Here is a 23,690-nt window from a genome sequence, read left to right as displayed (position 1 = left end):
TTGTTTTTAGTATCCTGGATTTTGTTGATTAGCAATACTAGGGTTTACATTGATTTCATCGATAGGTATGGGTAAAATCGTTCTATTCGCAGGTGCATTAATCTCGATTGGATCCCCATCTTGTCTGTATTTATTAAAAGTGACACCATGTCTGGTAAGGTCAAAAAGCCTAAACCCTTCAAAAGCCAGTTCTTTTCTTCTTTCTAATAAAATTTTATCAAGCAATGCCTGCCCTGTCTCTGTCGATACTGGTAATGTATCTGGAGGAATGGGTGCTTCTAATGCGCGATGAATAATGATATCTAATGCTTGCTGAGCGTCTGAATCTTCATTTAATTGTGCATGCGCTTCTGCTTTTATCAAATACATCTCTGAAAGTCGTAAAACATGTACATTATCATCCTGAGTGTCATTACGAGGGAATTTTTGTATCAAATTTACTGCTCCATCTGCTGGATACAACTCTTTTCTAATATCTGTATCAGATAAATTATTTTTAAAATTATCTGTAGCAAATGCATCTTTATAATTAAGATAAAAATGGCTAATTGAATTTGATCCCGAATTATCGGTTTCATTATTAGCAACAACAAATAAACTTTCTGAACTAAAGTCCTCTGCCCAAGCGGTAATATAATTATCTCTTGTTAGTAAATTTTTACCGCTAGTATTAATAACATCGGTAGCCATATCTCTTGCTCCTGACCAATTCTCTTGATGTAAATATACTCTCGCCAATAATGCTTTTGCAGCATTGATATCCAACCTTGTTGGCCTGGATTCTGTACGCATAAGATTAATAGCTTCTTGTAAATCACTAATTATTTGCTGATAAACAGCTGCTGTTGAACTTCGTGGAGGCTCTTGCAAGTTTGCTCCATCACCTAGCAGTGCAAAATCTGGTATTGGAACCCCTAAATGAGAGGCATCTGTAGTAAAATTATAAGGTTGAGCAAATAATAGTTGAAAATTATGAAAAGCCAGTGCTCTCAATGCATACATTTCTCCTATATACTGATCTGCATCTTCTTGTACTGTCTCTGGAAAAGATAATTTCTTGGCTTCACGAATTACAATTGAAGTGGTGGCAATTATCCGAGACATAATATTCCATGCCTCGTTAGTTCGGGCATCATTCGAGGTAACTATGTAATCATCAAATTCTAAATACCTTCCTGTGTTATCAAAAGCATCAATAAAAGCATTATCCGACATAATTTCGGGCAATAGCGTAAAAGTTCTGTTATATAGAGCTGAATTTGCTAAGAAACTATATGCTCCACTAGTAGCCAGTTTCAGAGAATTAATATCTGTAATAGCATTTTCTACTTCGACAGCATCAGAAAAGCGTTGCTCTAAAGTATCCTCACACGACAATAAGGTGAGTATTGCGGCAATAAATATATAAATGTATTTTTTCATGATAATTCGTTTAAAATGTGATATCTAAACCTAAAAACAATGTACTTGAAATAGGTATTTCCTGATTTAATCTACCGTCTGATCCGGCTTCGGGATCTCGTTCTAATCGATCATCTTTGATAAAAGTGTATAAGTTGTTTCCTTTTATATACACTCGAGCCGTAGAAAGCCCAATTCTTTCTATAGAAGTTAAAGGAAGGTCATAAGAAAGCGCTACTTCTCTTAATCTTATATAGCTTCCATCATACACAAATCTACTTGATCGTAGTGCAGAGCTTCCTGATTGTCCATTTCCATATACAAAAGCAGGAACATCTGTAATATCTCCTGGTTTTTGCCATCTTCTTTCGTAGGTACCACGGCTTACATTTCCGGTAGACGATAATCGTCGAGAACCATCACTATTAGTAAATCTATTCCATGTATCATACACTAAACCTCCCCAGGCTGTATATAATTGAAAATTAAGAGTAATTCCTTTATACGAAAAAGAGTTTCTAAGGCCTGCATAAAAATCTGGAGTGGCATTTCCTATAATTACCTGCTCTGCATTATTATAGTTTGAAGTTACTTCTGTTCTAGTATTATCAACATACCAAAGAGCATTACCATTTGCCGGATCTACTCCAGCATATCTAGGCAGGTAAAATGTTTCTATATCCTCTCCTATTGCTACAATACTAGTACCACCTACTATAGGATCACCACCCCTACTTAATTTGGTAACTTCATTTCTATTTGCTGTAAAATTAAAATTTGTTGTCCAGGTAAATCCATTAGTATTCGAAACTACATTACGAGAAGTAATATCGAATTCTATCCCTGTGTTTTCCATAGATCCAATATTTTCTGCGATATTATTTCCTTGGCCACCATTCTCTCCTCCATCTCCATTAGCTGCAGAAATAGGTCTCTGTCTTAATAGATCTGTTGTTTCTCTTGTGTACCAATCAACACTACCTTGTATTCTATTATTTAATAAGGAATAATCTAACCCTACATTGAACGCTTTATTTAACTCCCATTTTATATCAGGATTCCCTACTGATGTAAAAATCAAACCAGGATTACCATCACTATCATTAACTCTGAACAGGTTAAATATTCCTGTCTCAGGATCATTACCATTTACACCATAACTTGATCTTAATTTTAGGTCGTTTATAAAACCAACAGACTCCATAAATGACTCATTGGCAATATTCCATCCCAGACCTGCTGACCAAAATATTGCAAATTGATTATTTTCTCCAAAACTTGAGGATCCATCACGTCGTACAGAACCGCTTATCAAATATTTGTCATTTTGTGAATATTCTGCATTAAGAAATACAGAGTTTAAACCACTTTGTGCTTTATTGGTAGAAGCCAAGGTTGGAGTACTACCATTATTAAGATCTTCAAAACCATCTGGAATATTTTCTACTGTAAGATCACTAAATTTGTTTCTGGTTTTTTGTAATTCGTACCCTCCGAATGCGGTTAAACTGTTGTTATTCCAATTCAGATTATAACGTAATAGGTTTCTAAACAACCAGGAAAACAAAAAATTAGAATCCTGTTCTCCTCGACCTAAAGGTCTTCCATCTCCATAACCAGCTGGCAATCTTACAAATTCGTCCTGAAAGGTTTGATTCATGTTGATCAAAGATTCAAAAGATAGACCTTTTGCAATTTCATATGATAATCCTGCACCAGCCAGTATTCTATGATCTATATCTTTTCGTATCTCATCTTGCGCCTGTGCAATTGGGTTATGGGTACTATTAAACCCAAAATTAAATGTTCCGTCTTCATTATAAGGAGATATATCTGGTCGAATTCTGTATATTGAACGTACGGGATTAGCAAATGTACCACCTCTTGGTCTTTCTTTGGAAATTGATTTATTATAAGAGATATTAACATCTAGTTTTAAACGATCTGTAAATTTATGGTCGATCTTTAACCTAGTATTCATTCGCTCTAACTGCGAATTTAGAATAATTCCTTCTTGATTAAAATATCCACCAGAAAGGTAAAATTTTGTGTTTTCTCCTCCTCCTCTCACAGAAAGATTATGCTGTTGGTATAATCCATCTCTGGTAAGTTCATCATACCAATCTGTATTTACATTAGGATTAAATCCATTATCGGTTAAAAAAGTTAGTGCATCAGCATCATTATCACGTATTCCTGCATTTTGCACTCCTTCTACCAATAATTCTTGTAATTCTGAGGTGTTTAATGGTTTAAATCGTTCTGCGACAGTCGCTGATGACAAACCAGATTGTACACTATATGAAACCTGAGTCTTACCAGAAACCCCAGATTTGGTTTTTATAACGATTACCCCATTAGCTCCTCTTACTCCATAAATTGAAGTAGCGGCAGCATCTTTTAGGATAGACATTGCCTCAATATCATTTGGATTAAGTGATGTTACCACAGCAGAGTTTGTAGTCTGAAAACCATCAATAACATATAGAGGAAATGCAGATTCAAATGATCCAACTCCACGTATTCTCACATTGGGAGATGCTCCAGGTTGCCCACTGCTAGCCGTTACCTGTACACCTGCAATATTACCTTGAATACTCTCCTGTATAGCTGCTCTGGGTGTGGCAGTAATTGATTTTACATCTATATTTAACGCCGAACCTGTAAGTCTAGATTTTCGCTGAACACCATATCCAGTTACAATAACTTCTTCTAGATTACTAATATCCTCTTTTAGGACTACATCAATAATATTCTTAGCAACTATAATTTCCTGTGTTTCAAAACCTACATAAGAAAATACCAGGGCATCACCTTGGTTAGCTTCTAATTTATAATTACCATCAAAATCTGTTAACGTTCCTTTATTTGTTCCTTTAATAATTACGTTAACTCCTGGTAAAGGGTAGCCTTCTTCACTTTGTATTGTACCACTTACAAAATTTTGCTGTGTTTTGGTTTTATTATCAATTGTGTTTTTATTGGTTTGCTCTATTGACTTTTCTTCAATATAATCCAATAGATTTTTAAGAGCTAGACCTGATGTTTTTACATTTCTTGGAAATAAAACGATTTGATTTTTATATATCTTAAAATTTATATTAGTATCATCAAATAGCCCGTACAACACTTTTTTTACTCGTTCATTAGTCGCAACAAGAGACACTTTTCTTGAAATATCGACCAAATTATTATTATAAAAGAAACGAAATTCGCTTTTTTGTTCAATCTCTTCAATAGCAGTTTGTAGTGTAACTTCCTCAAGTGAGATTGAGATATTTTGAGAATATGTATTAAATGAAAATAGTTTTGAAATGGTAATACATATAAGTAAAGAATAAATTTTCATAATTCTTATAAGATGTTTTCTGGATAAGAAAACTCCGGAAAGGTTTTTTTTCATAATTTTGTGTGATTTTAATTATTCTAATTCTGAGTCTAATTAAATGATTAACAGAAGAGGATGTTACCGCATCCTCTTCTCTATTTATTATATTATTCTGAATTGAGCATGACTTTGTTGTTTACATATTTATAATTAATTGGTGAAGACATTTTGATGAGTTCTAAAACCTCTTTTAGGGTAAGGTTATCAAACTCTCCTGTATACTTGTATTGTAGAAGTGAATCAGATTTAATTGTAAACTCTACATTATATTTTCTGTTTAGATCTAATACAACTTGTTTTAATGGGGTTTTGTCAAAAATTAATTTACCTTCTTGCCAGGCAACTATATTTTTAGAATCCACTCTATCCACTTTAATATCACTTTTTTCTTTATCAAAAATTGCCCTCTGCGATGGTTCCAAAACGATGGGTTCTTCTTTTTGTTGTTGAAAAACTTCAACTTTTCCTGTTACCAATGTAGTTTCAATTTTTTCGTCTTTTGGGTAGGATTTTACATTAAATGATGTACCCAAAACTCTAATATTGATATGATCTGTAGTTACTATAAAAGGTTTGGTTACATCCCTCTTTATATCAAAAAATGCTTCTCCTACCAAAGTAACTTTTCTAATACTATCTGTAAATGTATTGGGATAAGTAAGACTACTATTGGCATTTAATACAATCGTAGAACCATCTGGTAACACTACTGTTTTGTACCCTCCATGGCTCGTAGCTACATGCTTAGTATTAGAATTAAGGATTTCTGTAGTATCAACAACCGAATTGTTATTAGGAAAAGGTGTAAATATATACCACATCATAAAAGGGACTACTATCGATGCTGCAATAGCTGTGTAATAGTATCTTTTCTTCTTAGTTCTCTTTGAAGAAAAACGTTGGTACTGAGCATTAACATCCATATTACTTAGTGAATCCAAATTAGAGGCAACATATTCTGCCTTAAGTAAATTGAACTGTTTTTGATGCTCACTATCTTTTTTAATCCATTCGATTACTACTTTCTTTTCATCAGGATTAGCATCTCCCTTTATAAACTTTATAAGGTCTTTTTCTTGCATTAATTACAATCTTATATTTATACAGACGTACAAATATGGATTACCCCCCAATAAAATTTTGGTTTTTTTAAAAAAAAGATAAGAATTCTCGTAAATGTAGCCTCATATGTTTTATTGCCTTAGACATATGATTCTCTACAGTTTTAATCGAAATATCTAATTCATCAGATATTTCTCTATTCTTTAAACCTTCAATTCGGCTTTTAACAAAAACTTTTTTACATTTCTTCGGAAGTAATTCAATACCTGTCTGTATTCTTTGTTCTAATTCTTTCTCTAGTATAGAAGAAGCATCCTTATCTGCAAGTGCATTATGGTTTATGAAAGCTTCAAGTTGTACTATATTATTTGAGCTATTAAGCTTATATTTTTTGGATCGTAAATAATCTAGGCAGGAATTTTTGGTACTCTTAAACAGGTACCCATTAATATTAGTAGTAATATTTTTTTTGTTTTTCCAGATTTTCACAAATACATCCTGTACTATCTCTTCTGCTTCTTCCTTATTAGAAACATAGCTTCGAGCTACATATAATAACTTACTATAATAAAGTTCAAAAAGAATCTTGAAGGCTTCTTCATTTCCTTCATTTATATTCTTAATGAAAAAGCTTTGTGTTATTTGTGATTCCTTTTTCACTAGTACAATAATTCATGATAAAGGTAAATATTTTTTTTTAACGATACTACAACAAATAATTAACACTAAAAATTTCATTATCACAAAATAAACTACAAACCCTTGATATATATACATATATCCAAGGATTTTATTAGTTTATTATTTGGGTATAAAATCTTCAAAAATAGATATATTAAGAAATTTTTACCTCGTTAATTTCTGTCCCTGATTCTGTATACAAATTTTAATCCACTCCAATCCTTATCTATTGCAGCCACTTTTACATCAACCAGCCCAATACTAATTAGATAATTTCTTATAGGATCTCTTTTAAGATCTGTAGGAATTACTGAGCTTCCTTTTGGCCAGCTTACCCATAACATTCCGTTCTTTTTTAAAGCCGCCTTATATATAACTGCTACTTCCTTTAATTCTGCAAAAGTGGTACAAAAAATATGAATAAAATCTACACTTTCATTTTTTGGCTGCTGTACCTCTCTAATTCTTTTTGGTATATCTGAAAAAAGGCTATAATAATAATTTGGTTGTTTATAAAGCATTAATATATCATCATCCTTAATCCCTAATTTTTTGGCTAGAGGTGTACCCGAATATCCTGTTGGCATAATTAAAATGTGTTTACAATACATTAATGACACTATTCAAAGTTACTAAATACCCAGAACAGAAATGCTCTTTGAATTATTTTGTACCTTTTATCTTTTCAAATTTTTAATCCTCATTATAATGTCTAATCAATAATTTATTAGGATTATACAAAAAAGCATTGGATACCGACACAAAGTTTTTTACATTCGGCGTCTATTTGATAACCATAAATCATCTATTATGCAAAATACTGCTTTGACAGAAATTCATACTGCCTTGGGAGCTAAAATGGTTCCTTTTGCTGGTTATAATATGCCTGTATCTTATGAAGGTGTAAATATAGAACACGAAACGGTACGTAAAAGTGTTGGAGTTTTTGACGTATCTCATATGGGAGAGTTTCTTATTACTGGTCCTAACGCATTAGATCTTATCCAAAAAGTAACTTCTAATGATGCTTCTAAGTTAGTAGATGGAAAAGCTCAATATAGTTACTTACCAAATGATAAAGGTGGAATTGTAGATGATTTAATCGTATATAGAATTGCTGATCAAAAATATCTTATGGTGGTCAACGCATCTAATATCAAAAAAGACTGGGATTGGATAAGTAGTCACAACACAATGAATGCTGATATGCGTGACCTGTCTGATGAGTATTCTTTATTAGCTATTCAAGGGCCAAAAGCTGCGGTAGCTATGCAATCTTTAACTTCTGTTGATCTTGAAGCAATGAAATTCTACACTTTTGAAGTGTCTGATTTTGCCGGGATCGAACATGTTATTATTTCTGCTACAGGATATACAGGTAGTGGTGGTTTTGAAATCTACTGCAAAAATTCTGAAGTAGAACAAATTTGGAGTAAAGTATTAGAAGCTGGCGCAGATTATGGTATTAAACCTATTGGTCTTGCTGCCAGAGATACATTAAGATTAGAAATGGGATATTGTCTTTATGGCAATGATATTAATGATACCACCTCTCCTATTGAAGCTGGGTTAGGTTGGGTTACTAAATTCTCAAAAGATTTTATTAATGCAGAAGCCTTAGCCAAAGAAAAAGAGCATGGTGCAGAGCGAAAATTAATTGGTTTTGAGTTAGATGAACGCGGTATTCCTCGTCATGATTATGATATTGTAGACGGAAACGGAAATAGTATTGGGATAGTAACTTCTGGTACTATGTCTCCTTCTTTAGGAAAAGGTATTGGTCTTGGATATGTTCCTTCGATTTTTGCAAAACCGGGAAGTAAAATCAATATCCAGGTACGTAAAAATGCAATTCCTGCAACAGTAATAAAATTACCTTTCTACAAAGGGTAGTTTTACAATAAAAATAGTATAGTTAAGTTTCAAAGTTACAGCAGTAATATTTGGAACTTAATTTTTTTTACACATAACTAACATTGAAGAAAGTTTTAATCATAGGAGCCAGTGGTTTTATAGGAAATGCGCTATATAAAGAGCTTAATTCCTATTTTGACACCTACGGTACATACCATACAGATAATCCTTTTTTTGAAAAAAATCAAAAGTTTTTTCAGTATGATATGGAACTGGAAGATATCTCTATTTTATTGGATAATCTTAAACCTACTATTATTATTACTGCTCTTAGAGGTAACTTTAATTCACAATTAGACGCACATCAACGTATCATACAATGGATTCAAAAACATAAATGTCGACTTGTTTTTATCTCCAGTGCTAATGTATTTGATTCTTTTAGCAATTACCCATCATACGAATATGATAAAACCCTTAGTGATAGTGTTTTTGGCAGATTCAAAATCAAAATTGAAAACGCACTAATGCGATTACCTACTCATAAGTATGTAATAGCACGAGTACCCATGGTTTTTGGCTCTACTACTCCAAGAGTGCAAGAGCTTAAAACTCTTCATGGTCTAAAAGCACCTATAGAAGTTTTTCCTAATGTTATTATTAATGCAACTTCGATATTTAAATTAACACAACAAATACATTATATCATTAATCGCAATAAGAAAGGAGTTTTTCACCTTGGAAGTACTGATCTTATTTATCATCTCGATCTAATTAAAGAAATTTGTGATGCCTTGCAATTAGATGAACCGGTTTTCAAGCAAGTCTATGATTCTAATAATGACCGCTATCTTGCTGTTTTACCAAAAGATAATAAACTTCCTAAAAATCTTCAAATTACGACACAACAGGTTATTGATTCTGTAATTGCGAAATAATTCTTAATATATTGATAATTGGTTATTAATAATACATATTCCAATTATCTTTGTACTATGATTGAAGATGGAAAAAAGATTATATTATTTGATGGTGTTTGCAACTTATGCAACACTGCAGTCTTATTTACTATTAAACGAGATAAAAATGATGTATTTCGCTATGCTCCATTACAAAGTAAAATTGGTAAAAGATTAATCGCAGAGAGAAATATTGATTCTACAAAATTAGACTCTATATTATTAATTGACCCTGATATTGCTTACTATTATAAATCAACAGCTGCTCTACATATTGCAAAACAACTCTCTGGTATATATCCCCTACTTTCTGTTTTTCTTATTTTACCTAAATTCTTTAGAGATTGGATTTACGATATTATTGCCAAAAACAGATATAAGTGGTTTGGTAAAAAAGAAAGTTGTATGATTCCAACCCCAGAACTCAACGCTCTTTTTATAGATCAATAGTAATTGAATCATTATCTACATTCCTTCATTTAGTCTCCGGTATAATAACCGAAGAATCATTTGTTCTATGTTTTACCGTATGTTCAGTTTGATATTTTTTTCTAAGCTCATTTGATTGAGCATCTAACTTATTAATATTATCAATATGTACGATACTAAGACATATTACAGCGAAGGTAATAAGCACTATGGGTAGTAAAAGCCGTTTCATCTTTATGAGTGTTTATGTGATACTTCAAATGTATAGATAAGAACGATACAGCGTAAGGGGATTTTAACTAAGAATGCTCAGGGGGTTTTTCCCCTGCTAAAAACATAAACGAACAACTTTAAAAAGAAGCATTATCTAAATCAAAAGAGAAACGAAAAGTAAAATATCAAAACCGGTATTATGATCTGGAAACTAAATATTTCTTCTAACCAAAAAGCAGAAAAACAATTCTTTTACCAGGTTAAATACCCAAAAAAACAAGCAAATTAATCTTTAACGTTGAAATGTATAACGAAAACCATCTTTAAACTGCTCGTCAACTATAAATTCATTAGTTGTAATCTCAAAATTACCTAAATTTCTTTCGTTGACGATCAGTTCTTTATTACCATTTATGGTAACAATAGAAAAAGTATAAATTCCTGTTGGAAATAAATCCTCGGTAGAAGAATTAGCCGCGTTATTATTAGTTACTTCTACTCTTTCTTTAGTATCATCAAAGTCCCAAACTATGACTCCTTTTTCAAAATCATCATTTATACCTGAAAATCCTCCTGTAACATTTACTAAATGCCAAATCCCTGTTAAACCAGATGGATTAGAAGGCGGATTAACTGGGTTATCATCATCATCTCCACTACAACCTATTATGACAAATAAGGATACTACATAAATAAAATGTTTCATCTCTATTATTTTTGGTTACTACTATATAACAGTAGATGAATTACATTTAGTATACGTTGCGTTAACAAATGTTAAATATCAAAATATACAACCATATCATTTTATCAGAACCAAACTAAATCAAAGTTTCTGCAATGTGTTCAATTTCGTCCAAAAGAGCTACCAGGTCATCTTTCTCGGTTAATGGATTCATAATTGTAGTTCTTAAATAACGATGCTCACCTATTGTTGTTTGAACAATATAAAATTTACCAGATTTCACTAACCATTGGCGAATTGCATTATTAAGAGCATTAAGATCTTTATTATCGGTTTTGATATATCTGAAATTAATAATATTTGCTTCAGGCTCTAGGGCTAACTCGAAAGAAGATCGCTCTCTTACCATTTTTGCAAAGACCGAACCCAGATCATAAAGTTTATCAATATTCTTCTCGAATATTTCTTCTCCATATGTCTTAAGGATGGTATATACCTTAATAGACATCATTAATTTTGTACATTCAAATGTTCGTTTCCCCGAATTGTACCATTCTTTGGTATGCTGAGAATCCCAAAGATATTGAGCTTTTTGAGCAAATGTCTGATATGCATTTTCTCCTTTCTTAAAAATTAACGCTGTGTTTAAAGCTGGAGTCATTAACATTTTATGAAAATCTATAACTACAGAATCAGCACGAGATATTCCATTGGTTAGATGTTGATATTTTTTTGAGAATACCACTCCTCCACCATGTGCTCCATCAATGTGAAACCACAAGTTATTTAGTTCTGCAAAATCAGCTAATGCTTCTAAATCATCATATGATCCTGTGGCTGTAGAACATGCACAACCGATAAGTGCAATCACATGAAACCCATCAGATTTAGCTTTATCCAAATATGTATCTAACACACTTGTATCTATTTTAAAATCTATATCTACTGGTACTTTAATAATTCCTTCACTTCCTAAACCAAGAATTCTGGCTGCTCTATCAATACAATAATGTGCTTCTTCAGAAACCATAACCGCCAATTTTTCTTGATGCCCCTGTTCCCAAACAGCAGATGGAGCTTTAGCTTTACGTGCTGCTAATAGTGCAGTAAGATTAGCCAAAGTACCTCCAGAAGTAAGAAAACCAGAAGTTTCTGCAGTATATCCAATTCTTTGCGCTACAAAATCAGTAACGATCTTTTCAATTGCATTAGCCGCCATTCCCATTTCATATACACCAGTACCATTACTTAATAAATCAGACATCAGTCCTGCCAAAGTTGAAACCAATGCAGGAACTGCAACTTGATGACCAATATATCTTGGGTGATGTACCTGAACCGAGTGATCTAAAATGTTTTTAAATACATCTAGTGTTCCCGAATCTGATGCAAAATCTTGTTTCCAGTAGGATAGTTCCTCTTCTGGATTGCGAAAAGGTAGTACAGGGTGTTCTCGATCGGTCTGAACCTTTTCTAAGTGATCTGCTAGTAAATCAATAACTTGATGCCCCATCTTTCTGAAATCTGAAGGGTCGTAAGCTTTTTCTAATATATCTGTTTTTGGTATTGTATTCTGCATGTTTCGTATTAGAATTAGGTCTTTTAATAGCACATATATAAAAAATTAACAATTCAGAAAAAGTCAGCCTGTATAACAAGCAATTAAAGTATCAACTATATTAAGACAATCTACCAGAATAGCAGGCTGACAAGTTCTGATCAGTAATTCTCCAATATGCGCAATGGATTAAACAAACATTTAAACACTCCAAAATTAGCTATCTATATTTATAATAAAAAATACTTAATTTTGATAAACTAATAACAAAAAGTAATAAATGACTCTTCAGCAAATAAAAAGTGTAGTTGTATTATCAGAGAAATTAAATTTTACAAGAGCAGCAGAAGAACTAAACATTGTTCAACCGGCTTTAAGCAGGCAAATTAAGCAGTTAGAAGAACAGATTGGAGCTATTCTATTTATCAGAGATAAACGTAACGTAAAACTTACTCCTGCTGGGCAACATTTTGTAAAAGAAGTAAAAAAACAACTTGCTCAATTAGAAAGATTAAAAAAGCAAACTATTAATATTCATAATGGGCATGCCGGAGAAATTAATATAGGGTTTACACATTCTATAATGCAAACCATCCTACCCGAGATTTTAAAGACAATTAATTATCAAATACCTGGTATAAAAGCAGTTTTAAAAGAAATGAACAACCGTGATCAATATTTGGCATTACAACAAAACGAATTAGATATTGGTTTTGCTACAAACCCGATGGTTCCTTTTAATTTGAAAAGTAAAGTGCTTCGTATTGATAATTTTTTAATACTACTCCCCGAAGATCATCCTGTTGATAAACATAATTATACCGATTTTTCTATTTTTTCTAATGAGGAATTTATATTTCCATCTGTAGCGGATGGTCCAAATTATGTTCATATTCTGGAGTCTATCTGTATTGATGCTGGTTTTGCCCCAAAAATTATTCACGAAACAGATTCTGCAAGTACTAGTTTCAGGCTAGTCGAAGCTGGATTGGGAATTTCTTTCGAGCCTGTATCTTCATTACAGGGGCATGAATTTCCTATAAAAATTATTGAATTAAAAGATATAAAACAGAAGGCACAACTAACTATGATGTGGAATCCCGAAAGAGAGACAGAATACCCACTATTATTTGAATTACTTAAAAACTGGGCTGTTAGTTAAATAAAATAATTGATTAGGTTTAGTCTAATCTACCCTTGATAATCATCGTCCCATTCTTTTACATTGGGTTCTCCTAATTTTCCAACTGACTTTGCTACAATCATAGATACCGTAGCATCTCCAGTAACATTAACCGTTGTTCTTAACATGTCTAAAGGCCTGTCTACTGCAAAGATTAGTGCCAAACCTATTGGTAATTTATCCGAAGGGAAACCAATTGCTTCTAATACAATAACTAACATCACCATTCCTGCTCCGGGAACAGCTGCCGATCCTATTGAAGCCAATAAAGCAGTTAGTACAATAGTAATTTGATTACTAAAAGTTAATCCTTCTGGCCAAAGCACTTGCATAATAAATACTGAAGCTACTGCCTGATATAAACTAGTACCATCCATATTGATCGTGGCACCAACTGGTAATACGAAACTAGATACTTCTTTATCCACACCAATATGCTCTTCTACTCTTTCCATGGTAACAGGAAGCGTAGCTGCACTAGAGCTTGTTGAAAACGCTAATAGTTGTGCAGGACTGATTTCTTTTAAAAACCATAATGGAGATTTCTTGGTAATAACAGCAACCAATGTACAATAGAACACAATCATTAACGCTAGTCCGAATATTACAACACCAGCATATTTTAATAATGCTAACAATATATCAGGATCATCAGAAGTAACCACTACATTAGCTAATAATGCAAAAACAGCATATGGCGCAGTAAGCATAATCAAATCAACCATCTTTAACACTACATCATTTAAGCTATCAAAGAATTTTTTAAGAGGTTCTGACTGTGCAGGTTTTATCAATAACATACTGATACCAAGAAAAATTGCAAAGAATATCACCTGCAACATCATCTTGTTATCACTCATTGCTTTAAAAGCATTTTGAGGAACCATATCAACAATAAATTGCAAAGGACCACTTTCTTTTTGTCTACTTGCTTCAGCTATACGTTCTGATATTTTAGCGTTACCAGCATATTCTGTAGTTAGTTTCTCTATAGTTTCGGGAGTAATCCCATTTCCTGGTTTAAAAGTATTTACTAATAATAAACCAATGGTTATTGCAATAACCGTAGTTAAGATATAAATAACGATAGTTCTTCCTCCTATCAGTTTAAATTTAGAAATATCTTTTAGATCAGAGATTCCTTTGATCAAAGAAGCTAAAATTAACGGAACTGCAATTAGTTTCAGTAGATTTACAAATATGGTTCCCAAAGGTGCTATCCAATCTCCTGTAAATTCCTTTCCCCATGAAAATGTTGTCATTAAAAACCCGAATAATATACCTAATATCATTCCGATCATAATTTTCCAATGCAGTGCGATTTTTTTCATGTGAAGAATTTAATTTTTAAGCCAAAACAGCGTCCAATATATAAATTTAAAATAATAAAAGGGGATAGAAATTGCGAAATACGAAATAAAAGACCTGTTTTTTTTAATATATAAGTGTTTTACAGGTTAGTAATTCTAATTTGTACCACACATTAAAACTACACTACTCTATATTAATTTATTTCTTAATTGTTCTATTCATTAACCAATAATCGACAAGTACCAAAGCAGCCATAGCCTCTACAATAGGTACTGCTCTTGGGACTACACAAGGGTCATGTCTCCCTTTTCCTTGCATAGTAACAATATTACCTTCTTTATCGATAGTTTCCTGATCCTGCATAATTGTAGCTACAGGTTTAAAAGCTACATTAAAATAGATATCCATCCCATTAGAAATCCCTCCTTGTATACCTCCAGATAAATTCGTTTGTGTAGTCCCATCGGTATTAAAAAGATCATTATGCTCACTTCCTTTTAGTTCTGATCCGGCAAAACCACTTCCATATTCAAATCCTTTAACTGCATTAATAGATAGCATAGCTTTCCCTAATTCGGCATGCAGCTTATCAAAAGCTGGCTCACCTAACCCTACTGGCACACCAGAAATGGCACAACTTACAATTCCGCCAACAGTATCTCCTTCTTTTCTAATTTGTTTGATATAATGCTCCATTTCCGAAGCCATCTTAGGATCCGGGCAGCGTACAATATTACTTTCGGTTAATGATAAATCAAGTTCTGTATGACTTTTTTCTAATTTGATGGAGCCAACACCGCTCACATAGGCCTGAAATTTTATATCAGACAATACTTGTTTAGCGATTGCTCCTGCGACTACTCTACTTGCTGTTTCGCGAGCAGAAGAGCGTCCTCCTCCTCTATAATCTCTAATGCCATATTTTTGATCATAGGTATAATCTGCATGAGACGGTCGATAAGAATCTTTAATATGAGAATAATCTTTAGACTTTTGATTTGCATTTTTGATTGCAAAACCTATTGGAGTTCCTGTTGTAACACCTTCAAAAATACCAGAATAAAACTCGACAGTATCGGGTTCTTTACGTTGTGTAACAATAGCCGACTGACCAGGTTTACGACGATCAAGTTCTTGTTGAATAGCGTCTAAGTCGAGTGTTACACCAGCTGGGCAGCCATCAATGACTCCACCAATTGCTACTCCGTGTGATTCTCCAAAAGTAGTAACCTTAAATAGGTTACCAAATGTATTTCCTGCCATGCATACAATTTTTAGCAAATGTAATTTTTAATCTTCAAAAATACAGTAGTATTATCATATAAAAAATTGGGTTTTATTTACAAAAATTCAATCAAAATTCATTTTTTATTAAAAGTTAAAAATTGTATCAATTTATACTCTCACCGAAAACGGAGTATTTTCACCTAAGAAAACACTATCAATTGCACTCTTATTTATAATAAATTAGTTAGGTTTGAACTATTACAACTAAAATACATACCACAATAACAAGGACATTATTAAGCCTGTGCACGCAATCAAAGTGGTCATTACTGTCCATGAGCGAAATGTCTGTTTTTCGGTTAAACCGAGGTATTGTCCTACCAACCAAAATCCGCTATCATTAACATGCGATAAAATAGTCGCTCCAGAAGCTATTGATATAACAAAAAGTGCAATTTGAGCAGCACTAAAATCACCGATTAAAATAATTGGAGATGCTATTCCGGCAGCAGCAATCATTGCTGTTGTGGCTGACCCTTGAAGTATACGTATCAAAGCTGCTACTATAAAAGCAAATAGTAAAGGATGTATAAACGATCCTTGTAGTGAAGAAGCTAATATTTCCCCTGCTTTAGTGTCTACTAAAATTTGTTTAAAAGCACCTCCTGCCCCAGTAAGTAATATTATAGCTCCTGCGGGTTGAAAAGATTTCATTGACAATTTTAGTAATTCGTCTCTTCCTGTTCCTCTTCTAATCCCTAAAATATACCATGCAAGAAGGTTTGCTATAATTAAAGCAGTAAATGGATGCCCCAGTAATGCAATACTATATGTTACTGATTCTGGCAAAAAATTCTCGCCCATCCAATCTCCAAGAAAAATAGTCTTTAAAACGATTAAAAGAATTGGTAATGCTATAATTGCTATAATAGTGATTGGATTAGGGTATTCTTTATCTTCTAAGATATTTATGCCTTGTTCTGGTATCGAAACACTTATTTTCTTAGAAACATATTTTGCAAAAACGGGTCCACTAATGATCGCGGCAGGGATACCAGTAATAAATCCTAAGATAATTACCCAGCCTAAATTAGCTCCAAGAATATCTGCAACCGCAACGGGTCCAGGAGTTGGCGGAATAAAACTATGTGTAATAGCTAACCCTGCTAGTAAAGGAATCGCATATAATAATACCGATTTTTTGGTATTTCTCGCAATAGCATACACTACAGGAACTAAAATGATAAATGCCACATCAAAAAATACCGGAATAGCGATAATAAAACCAGTAATCATCATCGCCCAGGATGCATTTTTTTCACCGGCGATTTTTAATATATATCTTGCTAAGCCCTGAGCTCCGCCAGAATGTTCTAATAATCCTCCAAATAAGGCTCCTAACCCAACTACTGTAGCCACAAAACCTAAAGTTCCTCCCATTCCATTCTTTATACTATCAAGAATCATTTCTGGTGACAACCCAGCAATGATGCCGACAAGTATGCATACAATAAGAAGCGCAATAAAAGCCTGTATTTTCAATTTTAGAATCATGAAAAGTAGAGCAAAAATACCTACTCCTACAGCAATTAGTAATTGATATTCCATATATATTAGCTTTTCCAGTTTGTGTGAAAATATTCGGTAATTGGAGCATCAACTCGTTGGTATGTATGTGCTCCAAAATAATCTCGTTGTGCCTGTATCATATTTGCAGAAGATTGTGCCGATGTATAGATCAAAAAATAGTTTGTAGCAGCAGACATTACTGGCAAAGGATATCCAGCTTTCATTGCCATAGAGACCGTATCTGTTAATTTGGTGATATTAATTTTCATCATCTCTACAATTTCTGGAAACAAAAGCAATGAAATTGGATTACTATCTTTAAATAAAGTAGATATTTTCTCCATTATATCACTACGAATAATACATCCATTGGTCCATATTCGTGCTATCTCTGATAAATTAAGATTCCATTGGTATTCTTGAGATGCCTGTGATATAAGGTCAAATCCTATTGCATGATTGATAATACTTGTGGCGTAAAAAGCTTTTTCTAAAGTAGCTAATAGTTTTTCATCATTAAAACCTGTAGAAGGCTTCAATTTATAAATTTCTGAGGCATGAACACGTTCTGATTTCATACCAGAAAGATTTCTTGCCATTACAGCTTCTGAAATGGTTGATATTGGCATTCCTATTTCTAAGGCTGATACTGCTGACCATCCTCCAGTTCCTTTTTGTCCCGCTTTATCTAGAATTTTATCAATCAAAAACTCTTCTCCTTCCATTTTTCTTAGAATATCTACTGTAATTTCTAAAAGGAAACTATCTTTTTTATTCATTCTCCATGATTCAAAAATATCACTAATCTGCTTTGGGTTTTTGTTTCCATAAAATCTCAAAAAATGATATATTTCTGATAATAATTGCATTTCTGCATATTCTATCCCATTATGAATCATTTTCACATAGTGCCCTGATCCCTGAGTACCAACATAAGTACAACATGGATTATTATTTTTATCTCTAGCTGCAATAGCCTCTAAGAATTTTCCTGAACGCATATATGCTTCTTTCGACCCTCCTGGCATAATAGATGGTCCTTTTAATGCTCCTTCTTCACCACCAGAAACTCCAGTTCCAAGAAAATGTATTCCAGATTTGGATACTAATTGTTCTCTTTCCAAAGTTTTTTTATAATGAGAATTCCCGCCATCAATCAAACAATCTTCTCTTGATAACAATGGTAATATCGATTCTATAACCATGTCTATAGGTTTTCCTGCATTGACCATGATCATGATTGTCCGAGGTTGCTCTAACGAATTCACAAAAGATGATAAGTCATCAAATCCCAGAACATTTGTATCATTTGATTGCTCATTCACAAAGTGTTTGGCGATATCAACTTCTCTATTCTCAACCTGTCGATTATAGACAGATAAACTAAAGCCTCGGGATAGCATATTTTTAGCAAGGCTTTTCCCCATAACGCCAAGCCCTATAAGTCCTAATTGTGATTTTGAAATATTCAATTCTAATTTTATTTGAGTAATACTATTTATAATACTTTGTTCTGCATCTATAAAAATTCCATGTTCGGGTTTTTCTAAAGTTTCAAATTGGGATACTAATAATTCTTTTTTAAAAAAATGTCCCTGCCTTGCTTCTAAACGATTTAAAATCAATTCGTATGAGGCTTCTAAAAAAATCCAGTTTATATAACTATGACCAATAGGTTGTAATCCATCTCTATATTTTTGTTTTAACGCAGAACAAGCTAATACAGCTCCTTTGTCATTACTCCAATCTACAATATGATCTGCCAAGATTTGTAACCACGGAGCTCTATCATTATCATTTAGAGGAATACCATCAGACATTTTTTTTATGTTTTCTTCTGGATGAAAATCATCTGCATCATAAAAAGGAATTCCTAATGTTGTTGCTAGTTCTTTACCTAAGGTCGTTTTTCCACATCCTGAAACCCCAAAAACGATGTATATATTTTTTAAACCCACTTCAACAATAGTTATTCTATAACAAATTCTAACTCATGTGTTTGGTCTAAAGCATGTTTGCCAACCCATAATTTGAATTTTCCCGGTTCTACAACCCACTTTTTATCTAGTCCATAAAACGAAATATCATCCTTACTAAATACAAAATCAACGATTTTTGAGGCTCCAGGTTCGAGTTCTATTTTCTTAAAACGCAGCAATTCTTTTACAGGCCTAGTAATACTACCCACCATATCTCTAAAGTATAATTGTACTACTTCTTCAGCTATTACATTTCCGGTATTTGTGATTTTTGCACTTACTATAATTGGACCATTTTCATTAATCTCATTTGATAAAATTTTAACGTCACAGTATTCAAAACTACTGTATGTAAGACCGTACCCAAAAGGGTATTGCGGTAAATATCCCAGATCTAAGTAATGTGATGTATTTCCCAGAGAACTTTGCCATGCTCCTATAGGGATAGAGTCAATTTGAACAAATTCTTCAGGAATTGTAGGGCGGCCTGTGTTTTTATGATTATAATATATTGGTATTTGACCTACTTCTTTGGGCCATGTAATTGGTAATCGCCCTGACGGTGAAGCTTTACCTGTAAGTATATCCAATATTGCAGGGCCTCCCATCGTTCCTGGATGCCATGCAAATAATACCGCATCTACTTTATCAATAATATTGCCTAATGTAATAGGTCTACCTGCCATTAGTACTAATACTATTGGTTTTCCAGTTTTATGAAGTTCACTAATAAGAGACTCTTGTTTACCAGGAAGATTTAGGTTTGCTCTACTATGAGCTTCCCCAGACAAGATAGCTTCTTCACCTCCAAAGAATACGATGATATCTGAGTTTTTAGCTATTTTGATCGCATCATTAAACCCTTTATTAGATTTATCTCTACTGTATGATAAACCTTTACTATATAAAATAGGATGTTCGCCATCTTCTTTAAAAGATGTTAATGGGGTAATCGTACGTGCTTTTTCTCCATCAAAAGTCCATGTGCCTAATTGATCGTGTGGTGCGTCTGCTAAAGGACCAATTATAGTTAATTTTTTTTTAGTACTTAGAGGTAATATTTGATTTTTATTTTTAAGTAATACCATACTTTTTTTTGCAGCTTCTTTAGCAGCTTCCAGATGTTCTTTGGCATACAGTACATCAGATTCTTGTTCGAAGTATGGTTTATCAAATAATCCTAATTTAAATTTGATTCTAAGAATATTCCGAACCATTTCATCCAATTGATTTTCAGAGAATTTTCTTTCTTCTATTAAATTCTTCATATTATCCTGATATGAAGTACTGGTCATTTCCATATCCAGCATTGCATTTGCTGCTTTTCCTGCTGCGGCCACTTCATCTTCTGCAAATCCGTGAGGAACCATTTCAATTATAGAATTCCAATCACTTACCACAAACCCATCAAAACCCCACTGATTACGCAATACTTCTTTTAAAAGATATTTATTTCCTGAAACCGGAACTCCATTAAGATCATTAAAGCCAGTCATTAAGGTCGCAACGTTAGTTTCTACAGCTTTTTTAAACGGTTTCAAGTATGTGTTGTGTAAAGAAAATTCATTGATGTTTGCCGTGTTATAGTCTCTCCCTCCTTCGGCAGCTCCATAACCTACAAAATGTTTTGCACAAGCGGCTATACTTGTAGAAGATGACAAGTCATCTCCTTGAAAACCTTTAATATAAGCTTCTCCCATAATGCTGGTAAGATATTGATCTTCTCCTGCAGATTCTGCGATACGTCCCCATCTGGGGTCTCTGGATATATCGAGCATTGGCGCAAATGTCCAACGTATACCATATGTAGAAGCTTCGATCGCAGATATTCTGGCTCCTTTTTGCACCAGATTAGGGTCAAATGAAGCAGCTTGACCTAATGGAATTGGAAAAATGGTTTTAAAACCATGAATAACATCTCTTGCAAATATTAATGGTATTTTATTAGGGCTCTCTTCCATTGCGATACGCTGTAGTTCTTTGGCATCATCCTTATTCATAATATTAAGAAAAGAGCCGATTTCTCCTTTTTTTACAGCCTCCTTAAGCTCTACAGGTAGCTCTTTTACTCTACTTGATTTTCCACGTTGGGCAGTTTGACCTATCTTTTCCTCTAATGTCATTTTTGATAGGATGCTATCGATCTTAAATTCAATGGCATCTTCTTTTGATATCAAAACATTAGTTATTGATTCTTTAGGAGTACAATTTGATAATAAGCAACAAGTAATAAGGGTCAATACTAGATAATTTCTCATATATAAATTTGATTCTATTCAATACATCTAAACATATCATCGGTCATATACGACCAATACTATTCTCTTTAATAGAGTATATTAAATGAGAGATATAGACTAAATCTTAGAGAAATTATAAGTCCTCTGGGGGTTTTACCATAATTCTTATCAAAATCTGTAAGCAATAATTAAATTTTAATGTTTTGATAACAACTCATTAAAATGATTAAATTTAGATAACAATAAACTTATAATAAGATAATTATCTTTGAAAACAGATTCATTTAATTTGTGATATTATCATATTTTATATGAAGAAACGTATTGTAGAACTTGTTGTAATTTCGGATATCCATCTTGGTACTTATGGATGTCAAGCAAAAGAACTTCTCAACTATTTAAATAGTATCAAACCAAAAACTCTTATTCTTAATGGTGATATTATAGATATCTGGCAATTTAGAAAACGATATTTTCCAAAATCCCATCTTAAGGTTATCAAAAAGATTATTTCGTTTGCATCAAAAGGAACAGAAGTTATCTATATCACAGGCAATCACGATGAGATGCTTCGCAAGTTTAGTGATGCTCAAATGGGAAATTTTAAATTAGTTGATAAACTTGTTCTGGAATTAGATGGCAAAAAAGCATGGTTCTTTCATGGCGATGTTTTTGATGCCTCAATTCAAAACGCAAAATGGTTAGCTAAATTAGGCAGTTGGGGATATGATATGCTAATTCTTTTTAATCAAGCTATTAATTGGTTTTTGCTACGTATAGGAAAAGAAAAGTTTTCTCTTTCTAAGAAAATCAAAAATAGTGTAAAAAAAGCAGTAAAATATATTAATGATTTTGAAGATGTTGCTGCAGAGTTAGCTGTTAAAAACAAATATAGCTATGTAGTATGTGGTCATATCCATCAACCTCAAATGCGTAAATACGAGGATAAAAACGGGTCCTGCATTTATTTAAATTCTGGAGATTGGATAGAAAATCTAACTTCATTAGAATATCATGATGCAGCATGGAAACTAGTACATTATGAGAATGAATCAATGAAAGCTTATGAAGAATCTGTTGAAGAGGTAGAAAGCTTAGAAATTGATCCCGAGACCCTGCAAGCCTCTTTTATGGTAAACGAAGTAATCACATCTCTCAAGAAATCATAATCTGTCTTACTCCCGCTTTACTGTTATTACTTTTTCAATATCCCTGAAAACCGTGACTTTTTCTTAAAAACCTCACAGCATATTTGTGATGTCCCAATAAAACCTGTTGTTGTTACTCCTAAACTTTTTTATGATATACAAAAGACATGTTTTAATTTTTGCTGTTTTAGTATTGGCTATAAATACTACTCAATCACAAGAGTTTTCTAGACACACCCTAGGGGTTCGACCAGAGTTTCTTATTAGTAATCATGATAATTATAACGATCCTAATATTGCAGGTATTGGCATTTCTTATCAACTTCGTATCAACAGTAAAAATAGATTAGAATTTGATACGGGATTACGCGTTTATGGGAGTGAATTCATACCTACTGTTGGTCTAATGGCTACAGGGATATATCAAAGAGTATTTCCTATTTACAATAGGTATTGGCGGAGGAGCATTATTTAATGCTAATTTAGGAATAATAGCTGATGGAGGTATTGGATACAGTCCTAATAAGTCCCCAATACAAATTTCTTTAAATATAAGGCCAGAAATATTTTTTTCTACCGATAATAAAAGTACTGATTCAACATATTTTTATACAGGATTTGGATTAGGGATTCGTTATCAATTCTAATATTTCTCTCTTAAAAATTCTATCCATGCCAAAATGAGGTGTTACACCTCATTTTGTATCTCCTCATCTTTTATTTGATGCCAGCAATTTATATGTATATATAAATATTTTGAAAAATGATATATTAATAAGTTGTTAGAATCATTGAAATAAAAA

General features: G+C 32.9%; 20 protein-coding genes. 7 read left to right on the top strand and 13 right to left on the bottom strand.

The window, feature by feature from the left end:
* Nucleotides 1–6 precede the first annotated feature (6 nt).
* The 5 genes from NNL09_RS19620 to NNL09_RS19600 all read right to left on the bottom strand — a co-directional run bounded on the left by NNL09_RS19620 (nt 7) and on the right by NNL09_RS19600 (nt 7,119).
* Entirely contained in the window at nt 7–1,422 is a 1,416-nt protein-coding gene (locus NNL09_RS19620; protein WP_196910203.1) for a RagB/SusD family nutrient uptake outer membrane protein, read from the bottom strand.
* Between the two features lie 10 nt (nt 1,423–1,432).
* The gene (locus NNL09_RS19615) at nt 1,433–4,804 is read right to left on the bottom strand and encodes a TonB-dependent receptor (protein WP_196910204.1); all 3,372 of its coding nucleotides are present in this window, start codon (nt 4,802–4,804) and stop codon (nt 1,433–1,435) included.
* 92 nt (nt 4,805–4,896) lie between these two features.
* Nucleotides 4,897–5,871 carry a FecR family protein gene (locus tag NNL09_RS19610; RefSeq protein WP_025663773.1) on the bottom strand — a complete coding sequence of 325 codons (975 nt, stop codon included), beginning with the start codon at nt 5,869–5,871 and terminating at the stop codon, nt 4,897–4,899.
* Nucleotides 5,872–5,938: 67 nt separating this feature from the next.
* Entirely contained in the window at nt 5,939–6,511 is a 573-nt protein-coding gene (locus NNL09_RS19605; protein WP_025663772.1) for an RNA polymerase sigma-70 factor, read from the bottom strand.
* Nucleotides 6,512–6,705: 194 nt separating this feature from the next.
* Nucleotides 6,706–7,119: a hypothetical protein gene (locus tag NNL09_RS19600; protein WP_025663771.1), complete on the bottom strand. Its 414-nt coding sequence runs from the start codon at nt 7,117–7,119 to the stop codon at nt 6,706–6,708.
* Nucleotides 7,120–7,342: 223 nt separating this feature from the next.
* On the opposite strand from NNL09_RS19600, the gene gcvT reads away from it, so the two are divergent.
* From gcvT to NNL09_RS19585, 3 genes are all read left to right on the top strand, one after another.
* Nucleotides 7,343–8,425, top strand: a complete 1,083-nt coding sequence (gene gcvT, locus NNL09_RS19595; RefSeq protein ID WP_025663770.1) for a glycine cleavage system aminomethyltransferase GcvT — start codon at nt 7,343–7,345, stop codon at nt 8,423–8,425.
* Nucleotides 8,426–8,508: 83 nt separating this feature from the next.
* Nucleotides 8,509–9,324, top strand: a complete 816-nt coding sequence (locus tag NNL09_RS19590) for a sugar nucleotide-binding protein (protein WP_196910205.1) — start codon at nt 8,509–8,511, stop codon at nt 9,322–9,324.
* Between the two features lie 57 nt (nt 9,325–9,381).
* On the top strand, nt 9,382–9,795 hold the full coding sequence (locus NNL09_RS19585) for a thiol-disulfide oxidoreductase DCC family protein (RefSeq protein WP_035094933.1): 414 nt from the start codon (nt 9,382–9,384) through the stop codon (nt 9,793–9,795).
* 25 nt (nt 9,796–9,820) lie between these two features.
* On the opposite strand, the gene NNL09_RS19580 is transcribed toward NNL09_RS19585, so the two are convergent.
* The gene (locus NNL09_RS19580) at nt 9,821–10,006 is read right to left on the bottom strand and encodes a hypothetical protein (RefSeq protein ID WP_025663767.1); all 186 of its coding nucleotides are present in this window, start codon (nt 10,004–10,006) and stop codon (nt 9,821–9,823) included.
* A 180-nt stretch (nt 10,007–10,186) separates the two neighbouring features.
* Between NNL09_RS19580 and NNL09_RS19575 the strand changes: the two genes are divergently transcribed.
* Nucleotides 10,187–10,276, top strand: a complete 90-nt coding sequence (locus tag NNL09_RS19575) for a DUF4139 domain-containing protein (protein WP_231389113.1) — start codon at nt 10,187–10,189, stop codon at nt 10,274–10,276.
* Nucleotides 10,277–10,279: 3 nt separating this feature from the next.
* Here the strand turns inward: NNL09_RS19575 and NNL09_RS19570 are convergent, their stop codons facing one another.
* Nucleotides 10,280–10,693, bottom strand: a complete 414-nt coding sequence (locus tag NNL09_RS19570; protein WP_025663766.1) for a hypothetical protein — start codon at nt 10,691–10,693, stop codon at nt 10,280–10,282.
* Between the two features lie 115 nt (nt 10,694–10,808).
* Nucleotides 10,809–12,251, bottom strand: a complete 1,443-nt coding sequence (locus NNL09_RS19565) for an aminotransferase class I/II-fold pyridoxal phosphate-dependent enzyme (protein WP_196910206.1) — start codon at nt 12,249–12,251, stop codon at nt 10,809–10,811.
* A gap of 259 nt (nt 12,252–12,510) precedes the next feature.
* On the opposite strand from NNL09_RS19565, the gene NNL09_RS19560 reads away from it, so the two are divergent.
* Nucleotides 12,511–13,392: a LysR family transcriptional regulator gene (locus tag NNL09_RS19560; protein ID WP_196910207.1), complete on the top strand. Its 882-nt coding sequence runs from the start codon at nt 12,511–12,513 to the stop codon at nt 13,390–13,392.
* Nucleotides 13,393–13,421: 29 nt separating this feature from the next.
* Here the strand turns inward: NNL09_RS19560 and NNL09_RS19555 are convergent, their stop codons facing one another.
* From NNL09_RS19555 to NNL09_RS19535, 5 genes are all read right to left on the bottom strand, one after another.
* On the bottom strand, nt 13,422–14,744 hold the full coding sequence (locus NNL09_RS19555) for a dicarboxylate/amino acid:cation symporter (protein WP_196910208.1): 1,323 nt from the start codon (nt 14,742–14,744) through the stop codon (nt 13,422–13,424).
* 178 nt (nt 14,745–14,922) lie between these two features.
* Nucleotides 14,923–15,987 carry a chorismate synthase gene (gene aroC, locus NNL09_RS19550; protein WP_025663762.1) on the bottom strand — a complete coding sequence of 355 codons (1,065 nt, stop codon included), beginning with the start codon at nt 15,985–15,987 and terminating at the stop codon, nt 14,923–14,925.
* Between the two features lie 228 nt (nt 15,988–16,215).
* Nucleotides 16,216–17,559 (bottom strand): GntP family permease, encoded by a 1,344-nt coding sequence (locus tag NNL09_RS19545; RefSeq protein WP_196910209.1) that lies wholly within the window; start codon nt 17,557–17,559, stop codon nt 16,216–16,218.
* 5 nt (nt 17,560–17,564) lie between these two features.
* The gene (gene gndA, locus NNL09_RS19540; protein ID WP_196910210.1) at nt 17,565–19,478 is read right to left on the bottom strand and encodes an NADP-dependent phosphogluconate dehydrogenase; all 1,914 of its coding nucleotides are present in this window, start codon (nt 19,476–19,478) and stop codon (nt 17,565–17,567) included.
* 11 nt (nt 19,479–19,489) lie between these two features.
* A complete protein-coding gene (locus tag NNL09_RS19535) occupies nt 19,490–21,757 on the bottom strand; it encodes a glycoside hydrolase family 3 N-terminal domain-containing protein (protein WP_231389114.1) in 2,268 nt (755 codons plus the stop codon).
* A gap of 293 nt (nt 21,758–22,050) precedes the next feature.
* On the opposite strand from NNL09_RS19535, the gene NNL09_RS19530 reads away from it, so the two are divergent.
* Both NNL09_RS19530 and NNL09_RS19525 read left to right on the top strand, forming a co-directional pair.
* Nucleotides 22,051–22,908: a UDP-2,3-diacylglucosamine diphosphatase gene (locus tag NNL09_RS19530; protein ID WP_196910211.1), complete on the top strand. Its 858-nt coding sequence runs from the start codon at nt 22,051–22,053 to the stop codon at nt 22,906–22,908.
* 130 nt (nt 22,909–23,038) lie between these two features.
* Nucleotides 23,039–23,362: a hypothetical protein gene (locus NNL09_RS19525; protein WP_196910212.1), complete on the top strand. Its 324-nt coding sequence runs from the start codon at nt 23,039–23,041 to the stop codon at nt 23,360–23,362.
* Nucleotides 23,363–23,690 lie beyond the last annotated feature (328 nt).

The organism is Aquimarina sp. EL_43 (genome assembly GCF_943422735.1).
Classification (GTDB): domain Bacteria; phylum Bacteroidota; class Bacteroidia; order Flavobacteriales; family Flavobacteriaceae; genus Aquimarina; species Aquimarina megaterium.
Note: the sequence above shows the minus strand (reverse complement) of the source record. Positions and strands in the feature narration are given on the sequence as shown.